The 18,072-nt window shown below is 67.9% G+C and carries 12 protein-coding genes; 2 read left to right on the forward strand and 10 right to left on the reverse strand.

Features of this window, described 5'->3' with window-relative positions; genetic code table 11:
• Nucleotides 1–7: 7 nt before the first annotated feature.
• The 8 genes from BAU06_RS18200 to BAU06_RS18235 all read right to left on the reverse strand — a co-directional run bounded on the left by BAU06_RS18200 (nucleotide 8) and on the right by BAU06_RS18235 (nucleotide 7,097).
• Nucleotides 8–865 (reverse strand): FTR1 family iron permease, encoded by an 858-nt coding sequence (locus tag BAU06_RS18200; RefSeq protein WP_066353222.1) that lies wholly within the window; start codon nucleotides 863–865, stop codon nucleotides 8–10.
• 29 nt (nucleotides 866–894) lie between these two features.
• Complete coding sequence (locus BAU06_RS18205) at nucleotides 895–1,245, reverse strand: cupredoxin domain-containing protein (RefSeq protein ID WP_415834877.1); 351 nt, start codon at nucleotides 1,243–1,245, stop codon at nucleotides 895–897.
• Nucleotides 1,245–1,781 carry an iron transporter gene (locus tag BAU06_RS18210; RefSeq protein WP_066353224.1) on the reverse strand — a complete coding sequence of 179 codons (537 nt, stop codon included), beginning with the start codon at nucleotides 1,779–1,781 and terminating at the stop codon, nucleotides 1,245–1,247. The genes BAU06_RS18205 and BAU06_RS18210 overlap by 1 nt, the downstream gene beginning before the upstream one ends.
• A gap of 306 nt (nucleotides 1,782–2,087) precedes the next feature.
• A complete protein-coding gene (phaR, locus tag BAU06_RS18215; RefSeq protein ID WP_066353226.1) occupies nucleotides 2,088–2,648 on the reverse strand; it encodes a polyhydroxyalkanoate synthesis repressor PhaR in 561 nt (186 codons plus the stop codon).
• 148 nt (nucleotides 2,649–2,796) lie between these two features.
• Entirely contained in the window at nucleotides 2,797–3,534 is a 738-nt protein-coding gene (phbB, locus tag BAU06_RS18220) for an acetoacetyl-CoA reductase (RefSeq protein ID WP_066353228.1), read from the reverse strand.
• Nucleotides 3,535–3,624: 90 nt separating this feature from the next.
• Complete coding sequence (gene phaC / locus BAU06_RS18225; protein ID WP_066353233.1) at nucleotides 3,625–5,262, reverse strand: class I poly(R)-hydroxyalkanoic acid synthase; 1,638 nt, start codon at nucleotides 5,260–5,262, stop codon at nucleotides 3,625–3,627.
• A gap of 58 nt (nucleotides 5,263–5,320) precedes the next feature.
• A complete protein-coding gene (pgeF, locus tag BAU06_RS18230) occupies nucleotides 5,321–6,091 on the reverse strand; it encodes a peptidoglycan editing factor PgeF (protein WP_066359326.1) in 771 nt (256 codons plus the stop codon).
• Between the two features lie 46 nt (nucleotides 6,092–6,137).
• Nucleotides 6,138–7,097: an RluA family pseudouridine synthase gene (locus BAU06_RS18235; RefSeq protein ID WP_066353235.1), complete on the reverse strand. Its 960-nt coding sequence runs from the start codon at nucleotides 7,095–7,097 to the stop codon at nucleotides 6,138–6,140.
• Between the two features lie 124 nt (nucleotides 7,098–7,221).
• On the opposite strand from BAU06_RS18235, the gene BAU06_RS18240 reads away from it, so the two are divergent.
• On the forward strand, nucleotides 7,222–8,004 hold the full coding sequence (locus BAU06_RS18240; protein ID WP_066353239.1) for an outer membrane protein assembly factor BamD: 783 nt from the start codon (nucleotides 7,222–7,224) through the stop codon (nucleotides 8,002–8,004).
• A 214-nt stretch (nucleotides 8,005–8,218) separates the two neighbouring features.
• On the opposite strand, the gene BAU06_RS18245 is transcribed toward BAU06_RS18240, so the two are convergent.
• A complete protein-coding gene (locus BAU06_RS18245) occupies nucleotides 8,219–10,426 on the reverse strand; it encodes an ATP-dependent DNA helicase (RefSeq protein ID WP_066353245.1) in 2,208 nt (735 codons plus the stop codon).
• Between the two features lie 163 nt (nucleotides 10,427–10,589).
• Between BAU06_RS18245 and tex the strand changes: the two genes are divergently transcribed.
• Nucleotides 10,590–12,992 carry an RNA-binding transcriptional accessory protein Tex gene (gene tex / locus BAU06_RS18250; protein WP_066359332.1) on the forward strand — a complete coding sequence of 801 codons (2,403 nt, stop codon included), beginning with the start codon at nucleotides 10,590–10,592 and terminating at the stop codon, nucleotides 12,990–12,992.
• Here tex and BAU06_RS18255 read toward each other — a convergent pair.
• Nucleotides 12,982–18,051 carry an NEL-type E3 ubiquitin ligase domain-containing protein gene (locus BAU06_RS18255; protein WP_066353246.1) on the reverse strand — a complete coding sequence of 1,690 codons (5,070 nt, stop codon included), beginning with the start codon at nucleotides 18,049–18,051 and terminating at the stop codon, nucleotides 12,982–12,984. The genes tex and BAU06_RS18255 overlap by 11 nt on opposite strands.
• Between the last annotated feature and the right edge of the window lie 21 nt (nucleotides 18,052–18,072).

Here is an 18,072-nt window from a genome sequence, read left to right on the forward strand (position 1 = left end):
GCCGCCATTATCGCGCGTTCGCCGCGGCCGCCGCGCCACGCTCGCGCGGCGCCGCCGGACGGACACGCCGCAGCAGCGCCCACACCACGACCCAGTACCCGACCCACGCCAGCACGGTGATCAGCGCCGGATACGCGCGATAGCCCGCGAAGTCGGCCAGGACCTTGCCGATGCCGCTGCTGTCGTCCAGCAGCCAGCTGCTGTCCCACAGCGGATCGACCAGGGGCGGCACCACGCCCAGCGAAATCAGGTGATCCAGGCCGCCCACCAGCAGCGAGCCGGCCAGCAGCAGCAACAGGATCTCCGTCACGCGGAAGAAGCGCCGCCAGGTGATGAGCTTGCCGCCCAGCTGCAGCAGCCAGAAGGTCAGCAGCGCCACGACGAAACCGCCCAGCCCCGCCAGCGCCAGCATCCAGCCATTGGCGCCTTCCGCGCCCGCGGACACCGTGCCGTACAGGAAGACGACGGTTTCGCTGCCCTCGCGCGCGACGGCGATCATGACCAGGACCAGCAGGCCCCACCAGTTGTCATGCCGCATGGATTCGCGCGCGCCGCTTTCCAGTTCGCCCTTCAGCGTGCGGCCGTGCTTTTTCATCCAGAACACCATCTGGACGACCAGCACGCAGGCCACCACCGCCATGCCGGCCTGGAACCACTCCTGCCCGGTGTCGGACAGCCAGGACGACACGCCCAGCAGCACCAGGGCCAGCGCCACGGCCAGCGCCAGGCCCGCCCCGACGCCGCCCCACAGGTACGGCAGGCCGCGCCGTCCCTCGGGCGTGGCGCGCAACCAGGAATACAGGATGCCCACGACCAGCAGGGCTTCCACGGATTCGCGCCAGACAATAAAAGAGACCTGTTCCATGACACCGCCGGGGCGCGCGAGCGCCCAGTTCAATCCTTGGGTTTAACGACCAGCGTACCTTTGACGTCCTGGTGGAAGTCGTCGAAGAAGGGATACTCGCCGGGACGCGAGATCGTGATCACGACGAAGGACTTCACACCCGGACCCAGCACTTTTTCCTTGCGCAGCGGGATGCTTTCGAATTCCACCGGCTCGTTGCTTTCGTTGCTCAGCTCGATCTTGAAACGGCCCGCCGGCACTTCCAGCCGCGCCGGCTCGAACGTTCCGTCGGCCTTGAAGGTCAGCTGGAAAGTCGGCAGCTCGTCGGCGCGCGCCGCGCCGCCGGCGAACAGCAGCGCCAGCGCCAGCGCCGGCAGCCATGCACGGGCCCGGCGCAACATCAGTAGCCACCCTTCTTGCCGGTACCGGCGTAGACGAATTCGTAATCCAGCTCGAAGGGCTCGAACCACGGACCCACGCCGGTTTCCTTGTCGATATGGCGGCCGAAGTGGTTGTGCGCATCGGCGGTGGGCGGCGAGATGATGTACTTCAGCTTGTATTTGCCGGGGCCTTCGAGCTTGACGTTGTCGCCATAGTGCGGGCCGTCATTCGCCACCATGGGCATCAGCATGCCCTTCTGCACGTTGTTGCTGCCCACCTTCTGCAGCTCGAACTTCACGACCAGGTAGGGCATCCATTCGCCCTCGGGGAAACCGGTGGGGTTGTTGGCCGTGGCATGGATATCGGCTTCCAGGTGGATGTCGGAATCCTTGGCGGGACGCATGACGCCGGGAGGATCCATTTCGATGGGCTGCAGATACACCGCGCCGATTTCCATCCCGCCTTTCTCGGCGGGCTTGCCGATGGGATATTCCGCGGCATGGGCCGCGCCGAACATGGCAAGACCGGCAGCCAAAACCAGGGCCTGTTTGATCATCGAGTTTTCCTTCCGGCGGAATTTCGCCGTCATGCGACCGTAAAGTTAAAAGGATAGGGAAAAGCAAGGATGAATGCAAACAAGAACTGTTTTCATGCAAGCCCGCAATGCGCCATCCGCGCGGTCGATTCAACGGTTTTCCCCGTATAAAGGGGTCGGAGCCGGCCCGCGCCACGGTGGGTAAGACCGGGATCCGGCATGCGGGTTCCCGATGGAGGCGGCCTTCGCGGGCGTGCGGGATGCCCCTGCCGCGGCCATCGCGGACACCGGGCGCACCCGCGGGGTGCGCCCGGTGGCGTCGAGCGCTTACTTGCGGTTGCCCTGCGCCGTGCCGGGAAAGGGGAAGCTGGAGAACATCGAGCGCGTCTGGTCCTGCATCTTGTCCTGCATCTGGACGAACAGGTTCTTGCTCTGCTCGATGTAGCTGTTCATCATGTTCTGCATCATCGGCGCCTGCCCGTTCATGAACTGGGCCCAGGCCTCGGGCCCGAACTGGCTGCCGTACAGCCCCTTGGACTGTTCGGCCATGCGCTCCTGGATTTCCATGAAGGCCTGGATGTTCTTCTCCAGGTAGGAGCCCATGATGCCCTGCATGGCATGCCCGTAGAAGCGGATGATCTGCGCGAGCATGTTCGACGAGAACATGGGAACGCCACCGCCTTCTTCTTCCAGGATGATCTGCAGAAGAATGCTGCGCGTCAGGTCGTCGCCGGTCTTGGCGTCGACGACCTGGAAGGATTCGTTGGCCAGCACCAGTTGCTTGACGTCCGCCAGCGTGATGTAGGTGCTGGTCTGCGTATCGTACAAACGGCGGTTCGGGTATTTCTTGATCAGGCGTGTGCTGGCGCCTGCTTGGGCTTGCGTCATGGCTGTCCCCTGCTCGGGTCTATCGTGTTGTACTTATGGAGGGTCATCGGTCGATACAGCCCCGCTCGGGGTGCGACGGCCATATCTTAGTCCTGTTACTGCCGGGTACCGCGATGCGCCGGCCCGCAAGGACCGGCGCGCGGCCTGCTCAATGCATATGCAGGCCGCCATTCAGGGAAAAGTCCGCCCCCGTGGCGAAGCCGGATTGGTCGGAAGCCAGCCACGACACCATGGAGGCGATCTCCTCCGGCGTACCCAGGCGCCGCACCGGAATGGTCGCGACGATTTTTTCCAGGACGTCGGGGCGGATGGCCCGCACCATGTCGGTACCGATATAGCCGGGCGACACGGTGTTGACGGTGACGCCCTTGCTGGCCACTTCCTGGGCCAGCGCCATGGTGAATCCATGGATGCCGGCCTTGGCGGTCGAATAGTTGGTCTGCCCGAACTGGCCCTTCTGGCCGTTCACGGAACTGATGTTGATGATGCGGCCCCACTGCTGGTCGACCATGGGATCCAGCACCTGCTTCGTCACATTGAAAAGGCTGTTCAGATTGGTGTCGATCACCGCGCGCCAGTCGTCGAGCGACATTTTGCGGAACAGGCCGTCCCGCGTGATGCCCGCGTTGTTCACCAGCACGTCCACCGTGCCGTGCGCTTCGCGCACTTTCTCGAAAGCCTGGACCGTGGATTCCCAGTCCGAAACGTTGCCCACGGACGCGTAGAAGGTATAGCCCTGGGCGGCCTGTTCATCCAGCCACTGCTGGTAGTTGCGGCTGGGCCCGCAGCCCGCGACCACGCGGAAGCCGTCCTTGGCAAGCCGCTGGCAGATCGAGGTTCCTATGCCACCCATGCCGCCCGTCACATATGCCAGTTTTCCGCTCATCGATGTTCTCCTGTGTGCTGCCGCGCTTCGAATGTGTGCTGCGTTGTCCGGCGGCGATTGCCGCGCTTGCCGCGATCGTCCCGATCGCCACTACATGGCCCTGACCTTGACATAGCGTCCGGGGGCCGGCTCGATGGGCGCGTAACGCGCGTTGCCCGCCCGCGCCGGCGCCTTGACGCGCGGGCCGGAATGGTCCGCCAGCCACGCTGTCCAATCCGGCCACCAACTGCCGGGATGTTCCTGGGCACGCGCCAGCCAGGCCGCCGGATCGCCCGGCAACGCGGCCGGGCCATCGCCATCCGGCTCGGTGGTCCAATAGCTGCGCCGCTTTTTGGCCGGCGGATTGATCACGCCCGCGATATGTCCCGAGGCGCCCAGTACGAAGCGCTGCGTGCCGCGCAGCAGTTGCGTGGAGGCGTAGGCCGAGGTCCAGGGCACGATATGGTCTTCGCGCGAACCGAAGATATAGGCCGGCATATCGAGCGTGGTCAGGTCCAGCGGCACGTCGCGGACGGCGCAGCGGCCGGGGACCTTCAGATTGTTCTCCAGGTACGTATTGCGGAAATACCAGGCGAAGAACGGCCCGGGCAGATTGGTACTGTCCGCATTCCAGAACAACAGGTCGAAGGCCGGCGGCGTGCGCCCCTTCAGGTAGTTGTCCACCACGTAGTTCCAGACCAGCTCGTTGGGCCGCAGGAAAGAGAAGGTGGTCGCCAGCTCGCGGCCCGACATCAGGCCCCCGGCGCCCAGCTGGCGTTCGCGCAGCAAGGCGTGCGTTTCATCGACGAAGACGTTCAGCACGCCGGTGTCGCGGAAATCGAGCAATGCCGTCAGCAGGGTCAGGGCCGCCACCGGCCTTTCGCCGCGCGCATGGGCCAGGGCCAGCGCCGAGGCCAGCAACGTCCCGCCCACGCAGAAGCCCAGCGCATTGACCTGGGGCTGCCCGGCGATCTCGCCGGCGATGCGCAGGGCCGGCAGGACGGCGTTTTCCAGGTAATCGTCCCATTGCGCGCGGTCGACGCCATCGCCGTCGGCGGGTACCGGGTTGCGCCAGGACATCATGAAAACCGTGTAGCCCTGCTCCACCGCGTGCCGCACGAAGGAATTCGCCGGCTGCAGGTCCAGGATGTAGAACTTGTTGATATTCGGCGGCACGATGACCAGCGGCCGCCGGTACACCGTGGGGGTCGCCGGACTGTACTGGATCAACTGGAACAGCGGGTTCTCGAATACCACCTGGCCGGGAGTGACCGCGACGTTGACGCCGATTTCGAACTGGCTTTCGTCGGTCTGCGTGATGCGGCCCTTGCCGACATCCCGCAAGAGGTTGGCCAGGCCTTCGTTCAAGGCCCTGCCGGCCGAGGCGACAATCGATTCCTGCGCATCCGGGTTCAAGGCCAGGAAGTTGGACGGCGCGATCGCGTCCAGCCATTGCATGATGGAAAAGCGCAGGCGGTCGCGCATGGCTTCGCTGACGTTGGCCGCTTCGACCATGCGCTGCATGGCCCGCACGGAAAGCAGGTAGGCATGGGCCATGGCCAGGTGATTGGGACTGCGGCGCCATGCCTCGCCCGCGAAACGCTTGTCCGCGGGCGGCTCCAGGCGCCCGGCACGGGCATCGTCGGCAAGACGCTGCCAGTCGCGGGAGAAGTCCGCCTGTATCTGGGCCAGGATGTCCGGCGCGACACCCACCGGGACGGGCCATGCTGCGGATGGATGGGCAGTCACCTCGACACCTTGTTATGGTCGCTTTTCAAAAGGATGGTGCATTGCGGTGCAGGCAGTGTCAATGCGGGTATTCGCCGGGGCCGGCGGCTGTCAGCCAGGCCAGCATCGCCATGCGGCCGGTCTGGCCGTCGCGGCGATACGAGAAGAAGCGCGCCGGATCCGCCACCGTGCACAGGCCGCTGCGATGCACCATGTCCACCCCGGCGCGACGCAGGCGCAGCGCGGCCAGCGCCGGCAGGTCGGCCAGCCATTTGCCCGGATGCCCGGGACGGGGCCGGAACAAGGCGGTGGCCTCCGCGCCGTCGGCGGCGTAAGCGTCCAGGACATCCTGGCCAACCTCGAAGGCGTCCGGGCCGATGCCCGGCCCGATCCAGGCCTGCCAGCCCGCGGCATCGGGACATTTGGCCCGCAATGCCCGCAGGGTGTTTTCCAGCACCCCGCCGGCCAGTCCGCGCCAGCCGGCATGCGCGGCGCCCAGCGCCCGGCCGCCGGCTTCGGCGATGAGCACGGGCAGGCAATCCGCCACCATGATCGCCAGCGGCCGGTCCCGGACCGCCGTGACGCAGGCATCCGCCGCCGGCTCGTCTTCGTGGGGAGCGTCGGCGTCGACCACCCGCGCGCCATGTACCTGCCGCAGCCAGAGCGGCTCGGCCGGGACCATGGCACGTACGCGGCGCCGGTTCTCCGCGACCGCTTCCGGCCGGTCTCCGGCACGCATGCCCAGGTTCAACGTGTCGTGGGGCGCCACGCCGACACCGCCCGCCCGCGTCGTGCAGAAATAGCGCACCCCGGCCCATTGCGGGCCCGTGACGACCGGCAAGGCCGCCACGGCCGGCCGGGTGATAGCGGATGTGGGAATATCCACGCGTGTCCTCTCAGGGGTTCCAGGCGATGGCCTGGCAAAGGGTTGCCATGTCCGTCGGCGGCGGCGCCTCGAAAGACAGCGGTCCGGAGCCCGCCGGATCCTCGAACCGCAAGGCGCGCGCATGCAGCATCTGCCGCGTCGCGCCGGCGACCGCCCTGCCCCCGTACAGGGTATCGCCCAGCAGCGGGTGCCCCAGGCTGGCCAGGTGCACGCGTATCTGGTGCGTGCGCCCTGTTTCCAGGCGGCAGGCGATGCGCGACACCCGGGCCCCATCGGCCAGGCCCGTGGCTTCCGGCGTGTAATGCGTAACGGCATGCTTGGGCGCGATGGGACGTTCCACGCTCATGCGCACGGGCACGCGCGGATCGCGGCCCACCGGCCGGTCCACCGTGCCGGGACCGGCGGGCCAGCCGTGCGCCAGGGCCACGTATTCGCGTCCCATGGAGCGCGCCTGCAGCTGCCGCACCAGGTGCGTCTGCGCCTGCTCCGTGCGCGCCACCACCAGCAGGCCGGAGGTATCCTTGTCCAGGCGATGGACGATGCCGGCCCGCGCCACGCCGCGCAGCTCCGGATAGCGGAAGAGCAGGCCGTTGAGCAGGGTGCCGCGCCAGTTGCCGGCGCCGGGATGCGTGACCAGGCCGGCAGGCTTGTCCACCACGATCCAGGCCGGGCCGTCGGCCACGACGCGGAAATCCACCGGTTCGGGCTCGAAGGCCTGGGCGTCCGGGGCGGGTTGCTCCCAGACGGAGATCAAATCGCCGGGCCCGACCGCCTGCCGCACCTTGGCCGGCGCGCCGTTGACCTGGACATAGCCGGCCTCGATCCATCCCTGCAGGCGGCTGCGCGAGTGCCCCGCCAGCAGCCCCGACAGCACTTTGTCCAGCCGGTCGGCCTGGACGGTTTCCGGGACGCGCAGCAATTGCGGTTCGTCATCGGAGGGAAGATCCGCGCTGGCGGCTAACTCGGACATGGAGACAAATCATATAATCGACGCAGCCAGCCATGCTAACACCAAGGAAATGACCGTCGTGACCTCCCGCGTACCCGCCCCCCTGTTTTCTGCCTCCCGCCTTGGGTCGGTCGCACGCCTGTGCATGGCGATTGCCTTCACGGCCCTGCTGGCCGCCTGCGCCAACAGCGGGGCCAAGTACGACAAGACCGCCAACTGGAGCGCGGAACAGCTCTACAACGACGCCAAGCAGGAAATGGACGCCGGCAACTGGAAAGACGCCCGCGAACGCCTGACTGCCGTTGAAAGCCGCTATCCCTTCGGCATCTACGCCCAGCAGGCGCTGATGAACCTGGCCTACGTCAACTGGAAGGACGGCGAAAACGAACAGGCGCTGGCGGCCATCGACCGTTTCCAGCAGCTCTACCCCAACCACCCTGGCACGGACTACATGCTGTATTTGAAGGGGCTGATCAATTTCACGCCGGCCAGCGCCTTCATGACCAACATCACCGGCCAGGATCCCAGCGAACGCGATCCCAAGGGCCTGCGCGCCTCGTATGACGCCTTCAACGAGCTGATCAAGCGCTATCCGGACAGCAAGTACACCGCCGACGCCCGCCTGCGCGTGATCTGGCTGGTCAACGCCATCGCCATGAACGAAGTGCACGTGGCGCGCTATTACTACGAGCGGGGCGCCTATGTGGCCGCCGCCAACCGCGCCCAGACCGTCATCACGGATTTCCAGGGCGCGCCGGCCTCGGAAGAAGCGCTGTACATCCTGTACAAGTCGTACGAAAAACTGAACATGCCCAAGCTGGAAGCCGACGCCAAGCGCGTGCTGGACACCAACTTCCCCAACAGCAAATTCCCCACCCAGGGCTTCCAGCAAGACAAGAACTGGTGGGATCCCTGGAGCTGGATGTAATACCGCCCCGGGGCGGCCGGCGTCACGGCCCCCCGCGCGGTATGGCACCGCGCGCCAAGGCCCGCCGGCCATCGCGGACATCTCCGGACAGAACGCCCCCGATATGCGGGGGCGTTGTTGTTTCCGGGCCCGGTGGCCCCGACGCTACGGGCCCTTCGCCGCTTCGGCCGCGGCGGCGCGGCCCGCCGCCGGGCGGACCCGGGGCCGGGTCGGCTTACGCGGGCGCGGCCGCCGGCGCATGTTCGCCGGCCTTGCGGGACAGGAAGGCCAGGGCCTCGTTCAATTCGCGGGTACGCGCGAAAGGCGGCAGGCCGCGCCACAGGCGCTTGCCATAGCTTTTTTCCACCAGGCGGACGTCGCCCACCATCAGCACGCCCCAATCGCCCATGGTACGGATCAGCCGGCCGGCGCCCTGCTTCAAGGCAATGGCCGCTTCCGGCAGCTGGTACTCCGCAAAGGGATTGCCGCCCCGCGCGCGGCATTCGCGCAGGCGCGCCTCGATGACCGGGTCGTCGGGCGGGGCGAAGGGCAGCTTGTCGATGGCCACCAGCGTCAGCACCTCGCCCGGCAGGTCGATGCCTTCCCAGAAGCTGGCGCTGCCCACCAATACGGGATGGGTCAGGGTACGGAAGCGGTCCAGCAGGTCCCGCCGCGTGCCCTCGCCTTGCCGCAACAAGGGCCATTCGACACCGTCGGCGTCGAAGGCGTCCGCCAGCAGGCCGGCGAAACGGTCCACGGCACGCAGCGTCGTGCAAAGCACCAGCGCGCCACCTGGGCTGGCATGCAGCAGCGGCATGAGCGTTTCGACGAAGCGTTCCGCGAAACGCGGGGCCTGCGGCTCGGGCAGATCCCTGGGCACGAACAGCAGGCCCTGGGAGCCGTAGTCGAAAGGGGATTCCCAGTGGCCCGTGACGGCGTCCTCCAGGCCCAACTGGCGGGTGAAATGGCCGAAATCGCCATGCACCGATAGCGTCGCGGAGGTAAGCACCCAGGCCTGGCCCGGCTTGCGGTACTTGCAGAACGCCTGTGCCACGGACAAGGGCGCGGCATGCAGGCGCACATGGTGCGTGCCGTGTTCCACCCAGCGCACGGCGGGACCGGTCCAGTCGGCAAGCGGCGTCGGCGGCGCCACGACCGGGGCGACCGGCGATGCCGCAGCCGCCGTGCCGGTTTCGCCCTGCGGGGCCGGCACGGCGGCCGTGCCGGGCACGTCGCCCATGCCCGGCAAGGCGGCGGCGGGGGCGGGAACACCCGCGGCCATCGCGGCCGACCATGCCGCGATGACGGTCTCGTCGTCTTCTTCCGGCGCCGCGCCGGCCGGCGCGTCCGGGCGTGCCGGCGGCGCCCAGCGCTTGAGCCGCAACAGGATATCGGCGCCCTGCCGGGCGGCCGCCGCCAGGTCGGGATGTTTTTCCGCCACCTGCGTCAGCCCCCGCGTCACCGCTTGCACGGCCTCGTTCAAGGCCCGCAGCGCCTCGTGGAAACCCTCGGGTTCCGGCACGGCCTCGAAGGTGGCCTTGCGCCCCGGCATGGTCTCGATGGCGCCACAGGCCAGGCGCAGCTCGCGCGCGGCGTGCTCCAGCTTGCGCGAGGCCTCGCCCCAGTTGGCGGCCTCGCGCGCATAGGCCAGGCCGGCTGCCTCGGCCGCGCGGCCGAAGTCCAGCAATTGGTGCGTGGACAAACTCGTACCCAGGAAGCGCGTGGCCGTGTCGGGCAGTTGGTGCGCTTCATCGAAGATGACCGTGTCCGCCTCCGGCAGCAGGTCCGTGACGCCTTCCTCGCGCAGCACCAGGTCGGCCATGAAGAGCGCATGATTGATGACGACGACATCCGCTTCCTGCGCCTGCCGGCGCGCCTTCACGACGAAGCAGTCGCGGATGCGGGGGCATTCCTGGCCCAGGCAGTTTTCGCGGGTGGAGGTGGCGCGCTGCCAGATGTCGGCGTCTTCGGGCACCTGCGCCAGATCGGCGCGGTCGCCGGTCTTGGTATGCGCGGCGAAGCGCTGGATATGCCGCAGCTGGCTGATCTCGGCCCGCGATTTCAAGGCCCGGTCGTCGCCCGACAGGCGGTCCAGGTGATAGTGGCACAGGTAGTTGCCGCGGCCCTTCAGCAGCGCGGCCGTGACAGGCACCGCCAGCGCCGCGCGCACGCGCGGCAGATCGCGATTGAAGAGCTGGTCCTGCAGCGTACGCGTGCCCGTGGAGATCAGCACCTTGCCGCCATTGAGAAAGGCCGGGACCAGGTACGCCCAGGTCTTGCCGATGCCGGTGCCGGCCTCGGCGACCAGGGTCGAGCGCCGCGAGATGGCCTGTTCGATGGCCTGCGCCAGCTCTACCTGGGACTGGCGCAATCGATAGCCGGGCGACGCCTTGGCAAGCGGGCCGTCTTCGGCGAAATACTCGGCGAGCTCCAGATGCAACATGAAAAAACACGATGGGCAGGACAGCCTGGAATCATACCGCCCGGCCACCGCCGCGCATGTAAAGAGGGACAAAATCATCCATGGCGCATTTTTTCGCGAGCGCCCCTTGTGGCACAATCCGGCGCTTGTTTTTCCTTGTTTTTCCTTCTTTGTCGCCCAAGAGATGCCTGAGACCACTGCCAACACGTCCGCTGCGGCACCCGCCGTCGACCAAGCCCGCATCATCGCGCAACTCGCCACGGAGCTCGGCGCGAGACCCAACCAGGTCGCCGCCGCGGTCGAACTCCTGGACGATGGCGCCACGGTGCCCTTCATCGCGCGCTACCGCAAGGAAGCGACCGGCGGGCTGGACGACACCGTACTGCGGAATCTGGAAGTGCGGCTCGGTTATCTGCGCGACCTGGAAGAACGCCGCGCCGCGATCCTGGACTCCATCGGCCAGCAAGGCAAGCTGACGCCCGAACTGCAGAAAGAGATCCAGGCCGCCGACACCAAGCAACGCCTGGAAGACCTGTACACGCCCTACAAGCCCAAGCGCCGCACGCGCGCCCAGATCGCGCGCGAGGCCGGCCTCGAGCCCCTGGCCGACGCCATCGTGGCCGATCCGGCCTGCGACCCCGCCGCGCTCGCGCAGCAGTATTTGAACCCCGAGGCCTCCATCAACGACGCCAAGGCCGCGCTGGATGGCGCGCGCGACATCCTGGCGGAACGCTACGCGGAAAACGCCGACCTGCTGGCCGACATGCGCGAATACCTGTGGTCCACCGGCCTGCTGTATTCCAAGATGGCGGAAGGCAAGGAAGCCGAAGGCGCCAACTTCCGCGACTGGTTCGATTTCAGCGAACCCCTGCGTACCCTGCCCTCGCACCGCGTGCTGGCGCTGTTGCGTGGCCGCCAGCAGGGCGTACTGGAATTGCGCCTGGGATTGGAGGCCGAACAGGAAGCGCTGACCCCGCATCCCTGCGTCGCGCGCATCGCCAACATCCTCAAGCTGGGCCCGCGCCTGTTCGACATCGACGCCTCGCCGCGCGACCGCTGGCTGGGCGAGGTCTGCCGCTGGACCTGGCGCGTCAAGCTGCTGTCGGCCTTCGAAAGCGAACTGGTCGGCCGGCTGCGCGAAAGCGCCGAAGCCGAGGCCATCCGCGTGTTCTCCGCCAACCTGAAGGACCTGCTGCTGGCCGCGCCCGCGGGGCCGCGCGCCGTGCTGGGACTGGATCCCGGCATCCGTACCGGCGTCAAGGTGGCGGCCATCGACCGCACCGGCAAAGTGGTGGATACGGCCACGGTCTATCCCTTCGAACCGCGCCGCGACCGCGAAGGCGCGATCGCCGCCCTGGCCGCCATCGCGGCGCGCCACAAGATCGAACTGGTCGCCATCGGCAACGGCACGGCCTCGCGCGAAACGGAAAAGCTGGTCGGCGAACTGATGTCGCGCTTCCCCGAACTGGGCCTGACACGCGTGGTGGTGTCCGAAGCGGGCGCATCCGTGTATTCCGCGTCCGAACTCGCGGCGCTGGAATTTCCCGAACTGGACGTCAGCCTGCGCGGCGCCGTCTCCATCGCCCGCCGCCTGCAGGATCCCCTGGCCGAATTGGTCAAGATCGAGCCCAAGGCCATCGGCGTGGGCCAATACCAGCACGACGTCAACCAGCGCGAACTGGCGCGCTCCCTGGATGCCGTCATCGAAGACTGCGTGAATGCCGTGGGTGTGGACGTGAATACCGCCTCGGCTCCCTTGCTGGCGCGTGTGTCGGGGCTGAATTCCCTGCTGGCCAAGAACATCGTGGCGTGGCGCGACGAAAACGGCGCCTTTCCCTCCCGCGAAACGCTGCGCAAGGTGCCGCGCTTCGGCGACAAGGCCTTCGAACAGGCCGCCGGCTTCCTGCGCATCCGCGACGGCGAGAACCCGCTGGACGCCTCGTCCGTGCACCCGGAAGCCTACCCCGTGGTGGAACGCATCCTGGCGAAGATCCAGGCCGACGTGCGCGCGGTCATGGGCCAGCGCGACGCCTTGAAGGGCGTATCGCCCGCCGAATTCACCGACGACCGTTTCGGCCTGCCGACGGTGCGCGACATCTTCTCCGAACTGGAAAAACCCGGCCGCGACCCCCGGCCGGAGTTCAAGACCGCCCAGTTCAAGGAAGGCGTGGAAACCCTGAACGACCTGCACGAAGGCATGATCCTGGAAGGCGTGGTCACCAACGTCGCCAACTTCGGCGCCTTCGTCGACATCGGCGTGCACCAAGACGGCCTGGTGCATATCTCCGCCCTGTCGGAGAAGTTCGTCAAGGATCCGCGCGACGTCGTGCGGGTCGGACAGACCGTGCAGGTCAAGGTGCTGGAAGTGGACGTCGCGCGCAAGCGCGTGGCGCTGACCATGCGCTTGAACGACACCGCCGCGCCGGCGCGGCGCGCGGGACCGGCCGATAGCCGCGGCGCGGGCGCGCCCCGGTCCGGCGGCGACCGTACGCGCCGCAATGGCCAGGACAGCCGTGGCGGCGGCGCGCCCGCCGGCGGCGCCATGGCCGACGCCATGGCGCAGGCACTGGCCAAGCTCAGGCGCTGACGGGCGGGTCCCCGGCCGCGGCTGAGCCCTCGGCCGGGGACGTATCCCTGGCCGGGGGCGTATCCACGGCCGCGGTCGGATCCACGGGGACGGCGGAGGCCTCTGCGCTTGCATGGGTTCGCGTCAATGGCGCCATGGCTTCATAGCGGATCTGCCGCATGATGCCCGGTCCCAGGTCCTTTTTGGCGTCCGCCAAGGCGGCGGCGTTTTCCGCGGCCAGGCCCAGCTTGGCGACCTCTTTTTCCAATTCTTCGTCGAACTTCGCGTCCAGGTCGCGATGCGCAGCCTGTTCGGCCTTGGCATAAGCCTCGGCGTCCTTGCGCTTCAGCAGGGTCTGCCAGGGGCCGTAATCCAGTACCAGGAATTTGTCGAACTCGAGCGCGGCGCGCGCCCGCAGGGCGTCGCGCGCCGCGATCACGTCCTCGTCGTCGACGAAGGAAGCCTCGTAGTGTCTCATCCGGGGCGCTACCGTCGTCAGGCCCAGGTCATCGCGCAGCCGCGTCAGGAAGGCCAGGTACACCTCGACCGCGTCGTCGAGCGCCAACGTACGTTGCTTTTGCCGCGCGACGTCATGCAGGGCGTGGATATAGAACACCTGGCGGGCGAGATCCACGACCGCATTCACGCGACCGTCGTACACGCCCCGGCGAACATCGTCGTTGTAGCGCAGGACCTGCAGGTCGTTCCAGATGGAAATGGCCAGGTCGTCGCAGCCTCGCGTGGCCTCCACGCACTCGTTCAGGGTATCGTCCAACAACGATTCGCGCTCAGGCTTCGCCAGCTCCTCCAGCCAATCGGCCACCTGCGCCCGGAATGCCGGATCCTGGGCCATCACCGTCTCGTGCAACTTGACCAGCAGGCCGGCGAACTCCGCGGTCCTTGCGTCGCCCTCCGTGGCCCGCGCGATGGCATCCCATCGCGGCCCAACGTCATCCGTCCGGCCGGTCAGCCAGCTACGCGCCGCGGCCGACAGATCGCCGCGCACGACCTGCGCCGTACCGGACACACCGGCCATGGAGAAGAAAATCCGCGGTGCCGCGCGGCCCTGCGCGATACGGGGCAGGTTGGCCAGGGGGATGGGATTGCCGTCCAGATGAATGGTGCACGACACCAGATCCAGGATATTGGGGGGCAGCTCCGCGATCGAATTCCATTGCGCTTCCAGGCGCGTCAGCCCCAAAGGCAGGTGGGCGGGCAAGCGGGTCAACCGGTTGCGCTCCACGTAGATGACCTTCATCCCGGGCGGCAGATAGGCGGGTAAAGCCGTCAGCGCATTGAACCCCGCCTCCAGGGTCGTCAGCGTGTCCGGCAGCGTGTCGGGCAGCGATGCAAGCCGATTCATGGATACGTCAAGGACCTGGAGCCGAACCGGCCACTGCTCGGGCAGGCGGCCGATAAGATTGTTCCGGGCGTGCAGCGCGACGAGGTCCGCCGGCAACGGCGTGGGAATTTCCGTGACCAGGTTGGATGACACATCCACGAGCTTGAGCCGGGGCGGCCACCGCCGGGGCAAGCGCTGAATACGATTGTGGTGCAGCACCGCCTCTTCGACGCTGTCGGGCAGGTCGGGCCAGACGGTCAGCGCGTTGCGGGCCATCGACACCCGCCGCAGCTTGGGCGGGAACGAGGCCACGCCATTGGCCAGGTCCAGCGCATTGTTGGACACATCCAATTCCAACAAGCCGGCAGACAGATTGGGCGGCAGCTCCATCATGTCCGTATTCTCGGCGTGCAATACGAGGAGTCCCGAAGGAAGATAGGTCCAGTCGCGGATCGTATTGTGCGATATGTTCAGCGACGTGATGTCGTCGGGCAGCGGTGGAACGCTATCCAGCGAGCGGTACGTCAGGCTGATGTGCGCGTACGCATCGCCGTCTTGCACCAGCAGCCGAGATAGCGTCTGGCGGTCCACGCCGCCATGGCAGCGCATCTCCCGCAGTTGATCCCGGAGCAATGCCACCGCGCTCTCGCGGGACGTCTCATACGACGCGCGACTGGCCGAATTCGACGTCAAAAGGCTGAAGAATGCATGGTCCGGATCCCGCGCGATCCAGTTGCTCCAGGCACGCTCCAACGCGGGGTCCAGTGCGGGCTCTCCCTTGGCAAGCAAGGCCTTGAAAGGTTCGCCGTCTTGCAGCAGGCCCGTCAGGTTGTTGTAGACCGCGGCCAGCTCCTGGATGGCAGCATCGGTCGACGCGAAGCGCAATGCATCCAGGTCCAGGGACCAGGTCTCGCCCGACGCGGGATAAGCCAGCGACGGCCTGCCGTTCGTCGCATCCGGCCCCGTTGCAAGCACGATCTTCGGTGCCCGGCCGTGCAGCGCATGGTAGGCACACAAGGCGTTCAAAATGATCCGGCCGCGCGGCTTGCCGCCGATGCGCTCCAATATGACCTCGATCTGCAGCCGCTCGGGCTCGGGCAGGCCCGCGAGCAGCGCGGCGCGAAACCGGCCTTGCTGCAATGCGCCTGGCGCGATACACGCGCCGATATGCGGCTTCGCCGCGACCTTCCCGCCTCCCTGGGAGGAAGCCGCCGCCCCCTGCCCCGACAAGCCGGGCGCATCGGTATGGCGCCACAGGCGTTTTTCCGCGTCGTACACCAGCCGGTGGGCGACGATATCCGGGGATACGCCGGCCGGTGCGAGCACGCGCCAGATCGGCCGTTCCACCGTGGATACGGCCCGGTCCAGCGCCACTTCGACATAGTCGGTGCCGAGGCGGGCGTAATGCGCGCCGTCCAGCGCCACCGTGCCGTCCGTCCCGGCGCGGCGCGCCTCCAGCATCCGTATGACGGCGGGCGCGGACACGCGGTAGCGCTCCAGGCTGGCCACCGGCAAGGTCGGATAGAGGCGCCCCCGGTCGTCGGCGACCAGCAGGGCTCCCGTGCGTGCGCCGGTGACGGTATCGACCTGGGTATAGGCTCCGGCCCCATTGCCGTAAGGCAGCAAGGCGAGTTCGCGGCCCGCCGGCCCGCGGGCCGTGACCGGCGACAGGGTACCGATCGCATCGTCCCATCCCGCGGCGGCGGGGCTGCCGCCGCGTGACGGCACGGACACGACGGCGCTGCCGCCGCGTGACGGCGCGGACACGGCGGCGCTGCCGCCGTGTAGTGGCGCGGACGCCGCGCCGGCGCCGCCAGGGACCGGCCCCGCCATGATGGCGGCGCTTGCCGGCCGTCGTGGAACCTCGCCCGCGCGACGGCCCACCTGCCAGACCCCTTCCGGTATCGTGACGCCGGAGGCCCGCGCCGCCAGCCGGTCCAGCGCATCGGCCAGCTTCGGCGAGCCGGTGCGCAAGGCGGCCGCAACCCGCCGCACGTCCAGGGGACGCAGGCAAGCCCAGGAACGCGCGGCCGTCCCCGTCAGGCCCGCCTGGATGCCCTGCCGCAAACGGGACAGGCCGCCCGGCAACAGCCGCAGGTGCCGCACCGCCTGCCGGCCGGCCCCGCCGGCGACCCGCGTGCCGGCCCCGGCCAGGGGGCCGCCCGCCCTGGCCATCATGCCCATTCCGCGCATGCCCGGACCGGCCAGGGGAAGCAGCGCCACGATGGACAACAGGTCGAGCCCGCCCCACAGCATCGCCGCGCCGATGTCGCCTTTCTGTAGCGACACGATCATGGCGCGAAAGGGAATCAGGTCCAGCAGGGACTCGGTCGCGCCCTCCCGCGGCGTCTGGCCCCGGGCGGCCTCCCGCCCCTGCTCGATGTCGGCCTGGAAGAGATCGACCAGCCATTCCGGTCTTTCCGCATGCGAACCGGCGCCCATCTGCTCCACCACGGGGACGGCACGCCACACCTTATTCTGCGCGGCCAGTTCGGCCAGCGTCTTCGCGCTGTCGAATGCGACGTCGGCGGCCTGCTTCAGCCAGTTCTCGATGGAGTCGCCGGGCGGCACGGCGTGCACCGCGCCGGTCTCGGTGGACACGAAGCACCGGTGCACCCTGTCCGCCGCCCGGATGGAGACCACGTATCCGCGCGCCGGGATTTCGCTATGCCGGCCATAGGCATGCATCATCGTCTTGTCGACGCGCACATGGTGTTCATAGCGCATCTTCGCGCGGGATACCGTGACGGTCGCGGTGGACAGGTCGATGGAAGCATCCCTGGCGTGCAAGGACAGGCGTGCCGCGAGCCATTGCGCGAGATGGACGGACAGCTTCGCCTTGTGCGCATCGAAGCGCCGGCCGAACTCCGTGTCCAGCGATCGCGGCAAGGCCTGCAGCAGGCCGGCGATCTGCGCGTCCGACGGCACACCGTCGCCCGGCGTCCGCATCTTCCGCGCATCGTCGGCCGTCAGGCGGTCCTTGTTGAAGTAATAGTCGCCGGCTTTCCAGTTGAACGGCCGTCCATTGGTGGCCGGCGAATAGCGGTTATAGGCATACCTGACGTTCTCCCCTTGCATGTGGACAGCGGGGTCGATGCCGTGGCGGCGCAGGAATTCGTCGGCCAGGTCCTTCCGGGAGACCAGGGGCGGTACGCCGGCAAGGTCCTGGAGCGCCTCGTACACGGCGAACTCGGCCTTGAATTCCGACCGCAGGAACGCGTGAACCTGTTCCGCGATCATTTCGGTGTCGTTCGCCGCCCATGCTGCCTCGTCCACGCGGCCCTCCAGCCGCGCCATGCTGGCGAGCAGCGGCTGGACACTGCCGGACAGCGCATGGTCGATCACGATTTGCCGGCCCAGTGCCAGCAGCTCGTCCAAGGCGAACTCCCGGGCATCCAGCCCCAGCTCGCGGGCCGCCAGCACACCCAGCCGATAAACGGCGCGGCGGCGGCTGTCCCGTTCGAGGGATCCCGGCACAACGATATCGGCGGACCCGTCCGCGCGCGGCGGCAGGCACAAGCAGGCCAGGCTCCACATGTCGCGCAGGTCCAGTGCCCGGGATACGGCCGCATCGGCACTGGCGGCGCGCGCGCTATCGGCGAACGCATGCGCCATGTCGTTCGCCTCGCGGGTCCCGCGGCCCTGCTCCGGATCCCTTGGCCCGCCACCCGCCGCATCGCCCGGCGGTTCGATGGTGGCCGCAGTCATGGCCGGGTTGTTGCTTGCCTGGATACTCATGCTTCCACCTCCAATAACGTT

The sequence above is a fragment of the Bordetella bronchialis genome (genome assembly GCF_001676705.1).
GTDB lineage: Bacteria > Pseudomonadota > Gammaproteobacteria > Burkholderiales > Burkholderiaceae_B > Bordetella_C > Bordetella_C bronchialis.

What these genes read in the sequence shown, in the direction of transcription:
- BAU06_RS18245 (WP_066353245.1), bottom strand. Translation starts at nt 10,426, where the DNA reads ATGTTGCATCTGGAGCTCGCCGAGTATTTCGCCGAAGACGGCCCGCTT.
- BAU06_RS18200 (WP_066353222.1), bottom strand. Translation starts at nt 865, where the DNA reads ATGGAACAGGTCTCTTTTATTGTCTGGCGCGAATCCGTGGAAGCCCTG.
- BAU06_RS18235 (WP_066353235.1), bottom strand. Translation starts at nt 7,097, where the DNA reads ATGTCCGAGTTAGCCGCCAGCGCGGATCTTCCCTCCGATGACGAACCG.
- phaR (WP_066353226.1), bottom strand. Translation starts at nt 2,648, where the DNA reads ATGACGCAAGCCCAAGCAGGCGCCAGCACACGCCTGATCAAGAAATAC.
- BAU06_RS18210 (WP_066353224.1), bottom strand. Translation starts at nt 1,781, where the DNA reads ATGATCAAACAGGCCCTGGTTTTGGCTGCCGGTCTTGCCATGTTCGGC.
- phbB (WP_066353228.1), bottom strand. Translation starts at nt 3,534, where the DNA reads ATGAGCGGAAAACTGGCATATGTGACGGGCGGCATGGGTGGCATAGGA.
- BAU06_RS18240 (WP_066353239.1), top strand. Translation starts at nt 7,222, where the DNA reads ATGGCGATTGCCTTCACGGCCCTGCTGGCCGCCTGCGCCAACAGCGGG.
- BAU06_RS18205 (WP_415834877.1), bottom strand. Translation starts at nt 1,245, where the DNA reads ATGTTGCGCCGGGCCCGTGCATGGCTGCCGGCGCTGGCGCTGGCGCTG.
- tex (WP_066359332.1), top strand. Translation starts at nt 10,590, where the DNA reads ATGCCTGAGACCACTGCCAACACGTCCGCTGCGGCACCCGCCGTCGAC.
- BAU06_RS18255 (WP_066353246.1), bottom strand. Translation starts at nt 18,051, where the DNA reads ATGAGTATCCAGGCAAGCAACAACCCGGCCATGACTGCGGCCACCATC.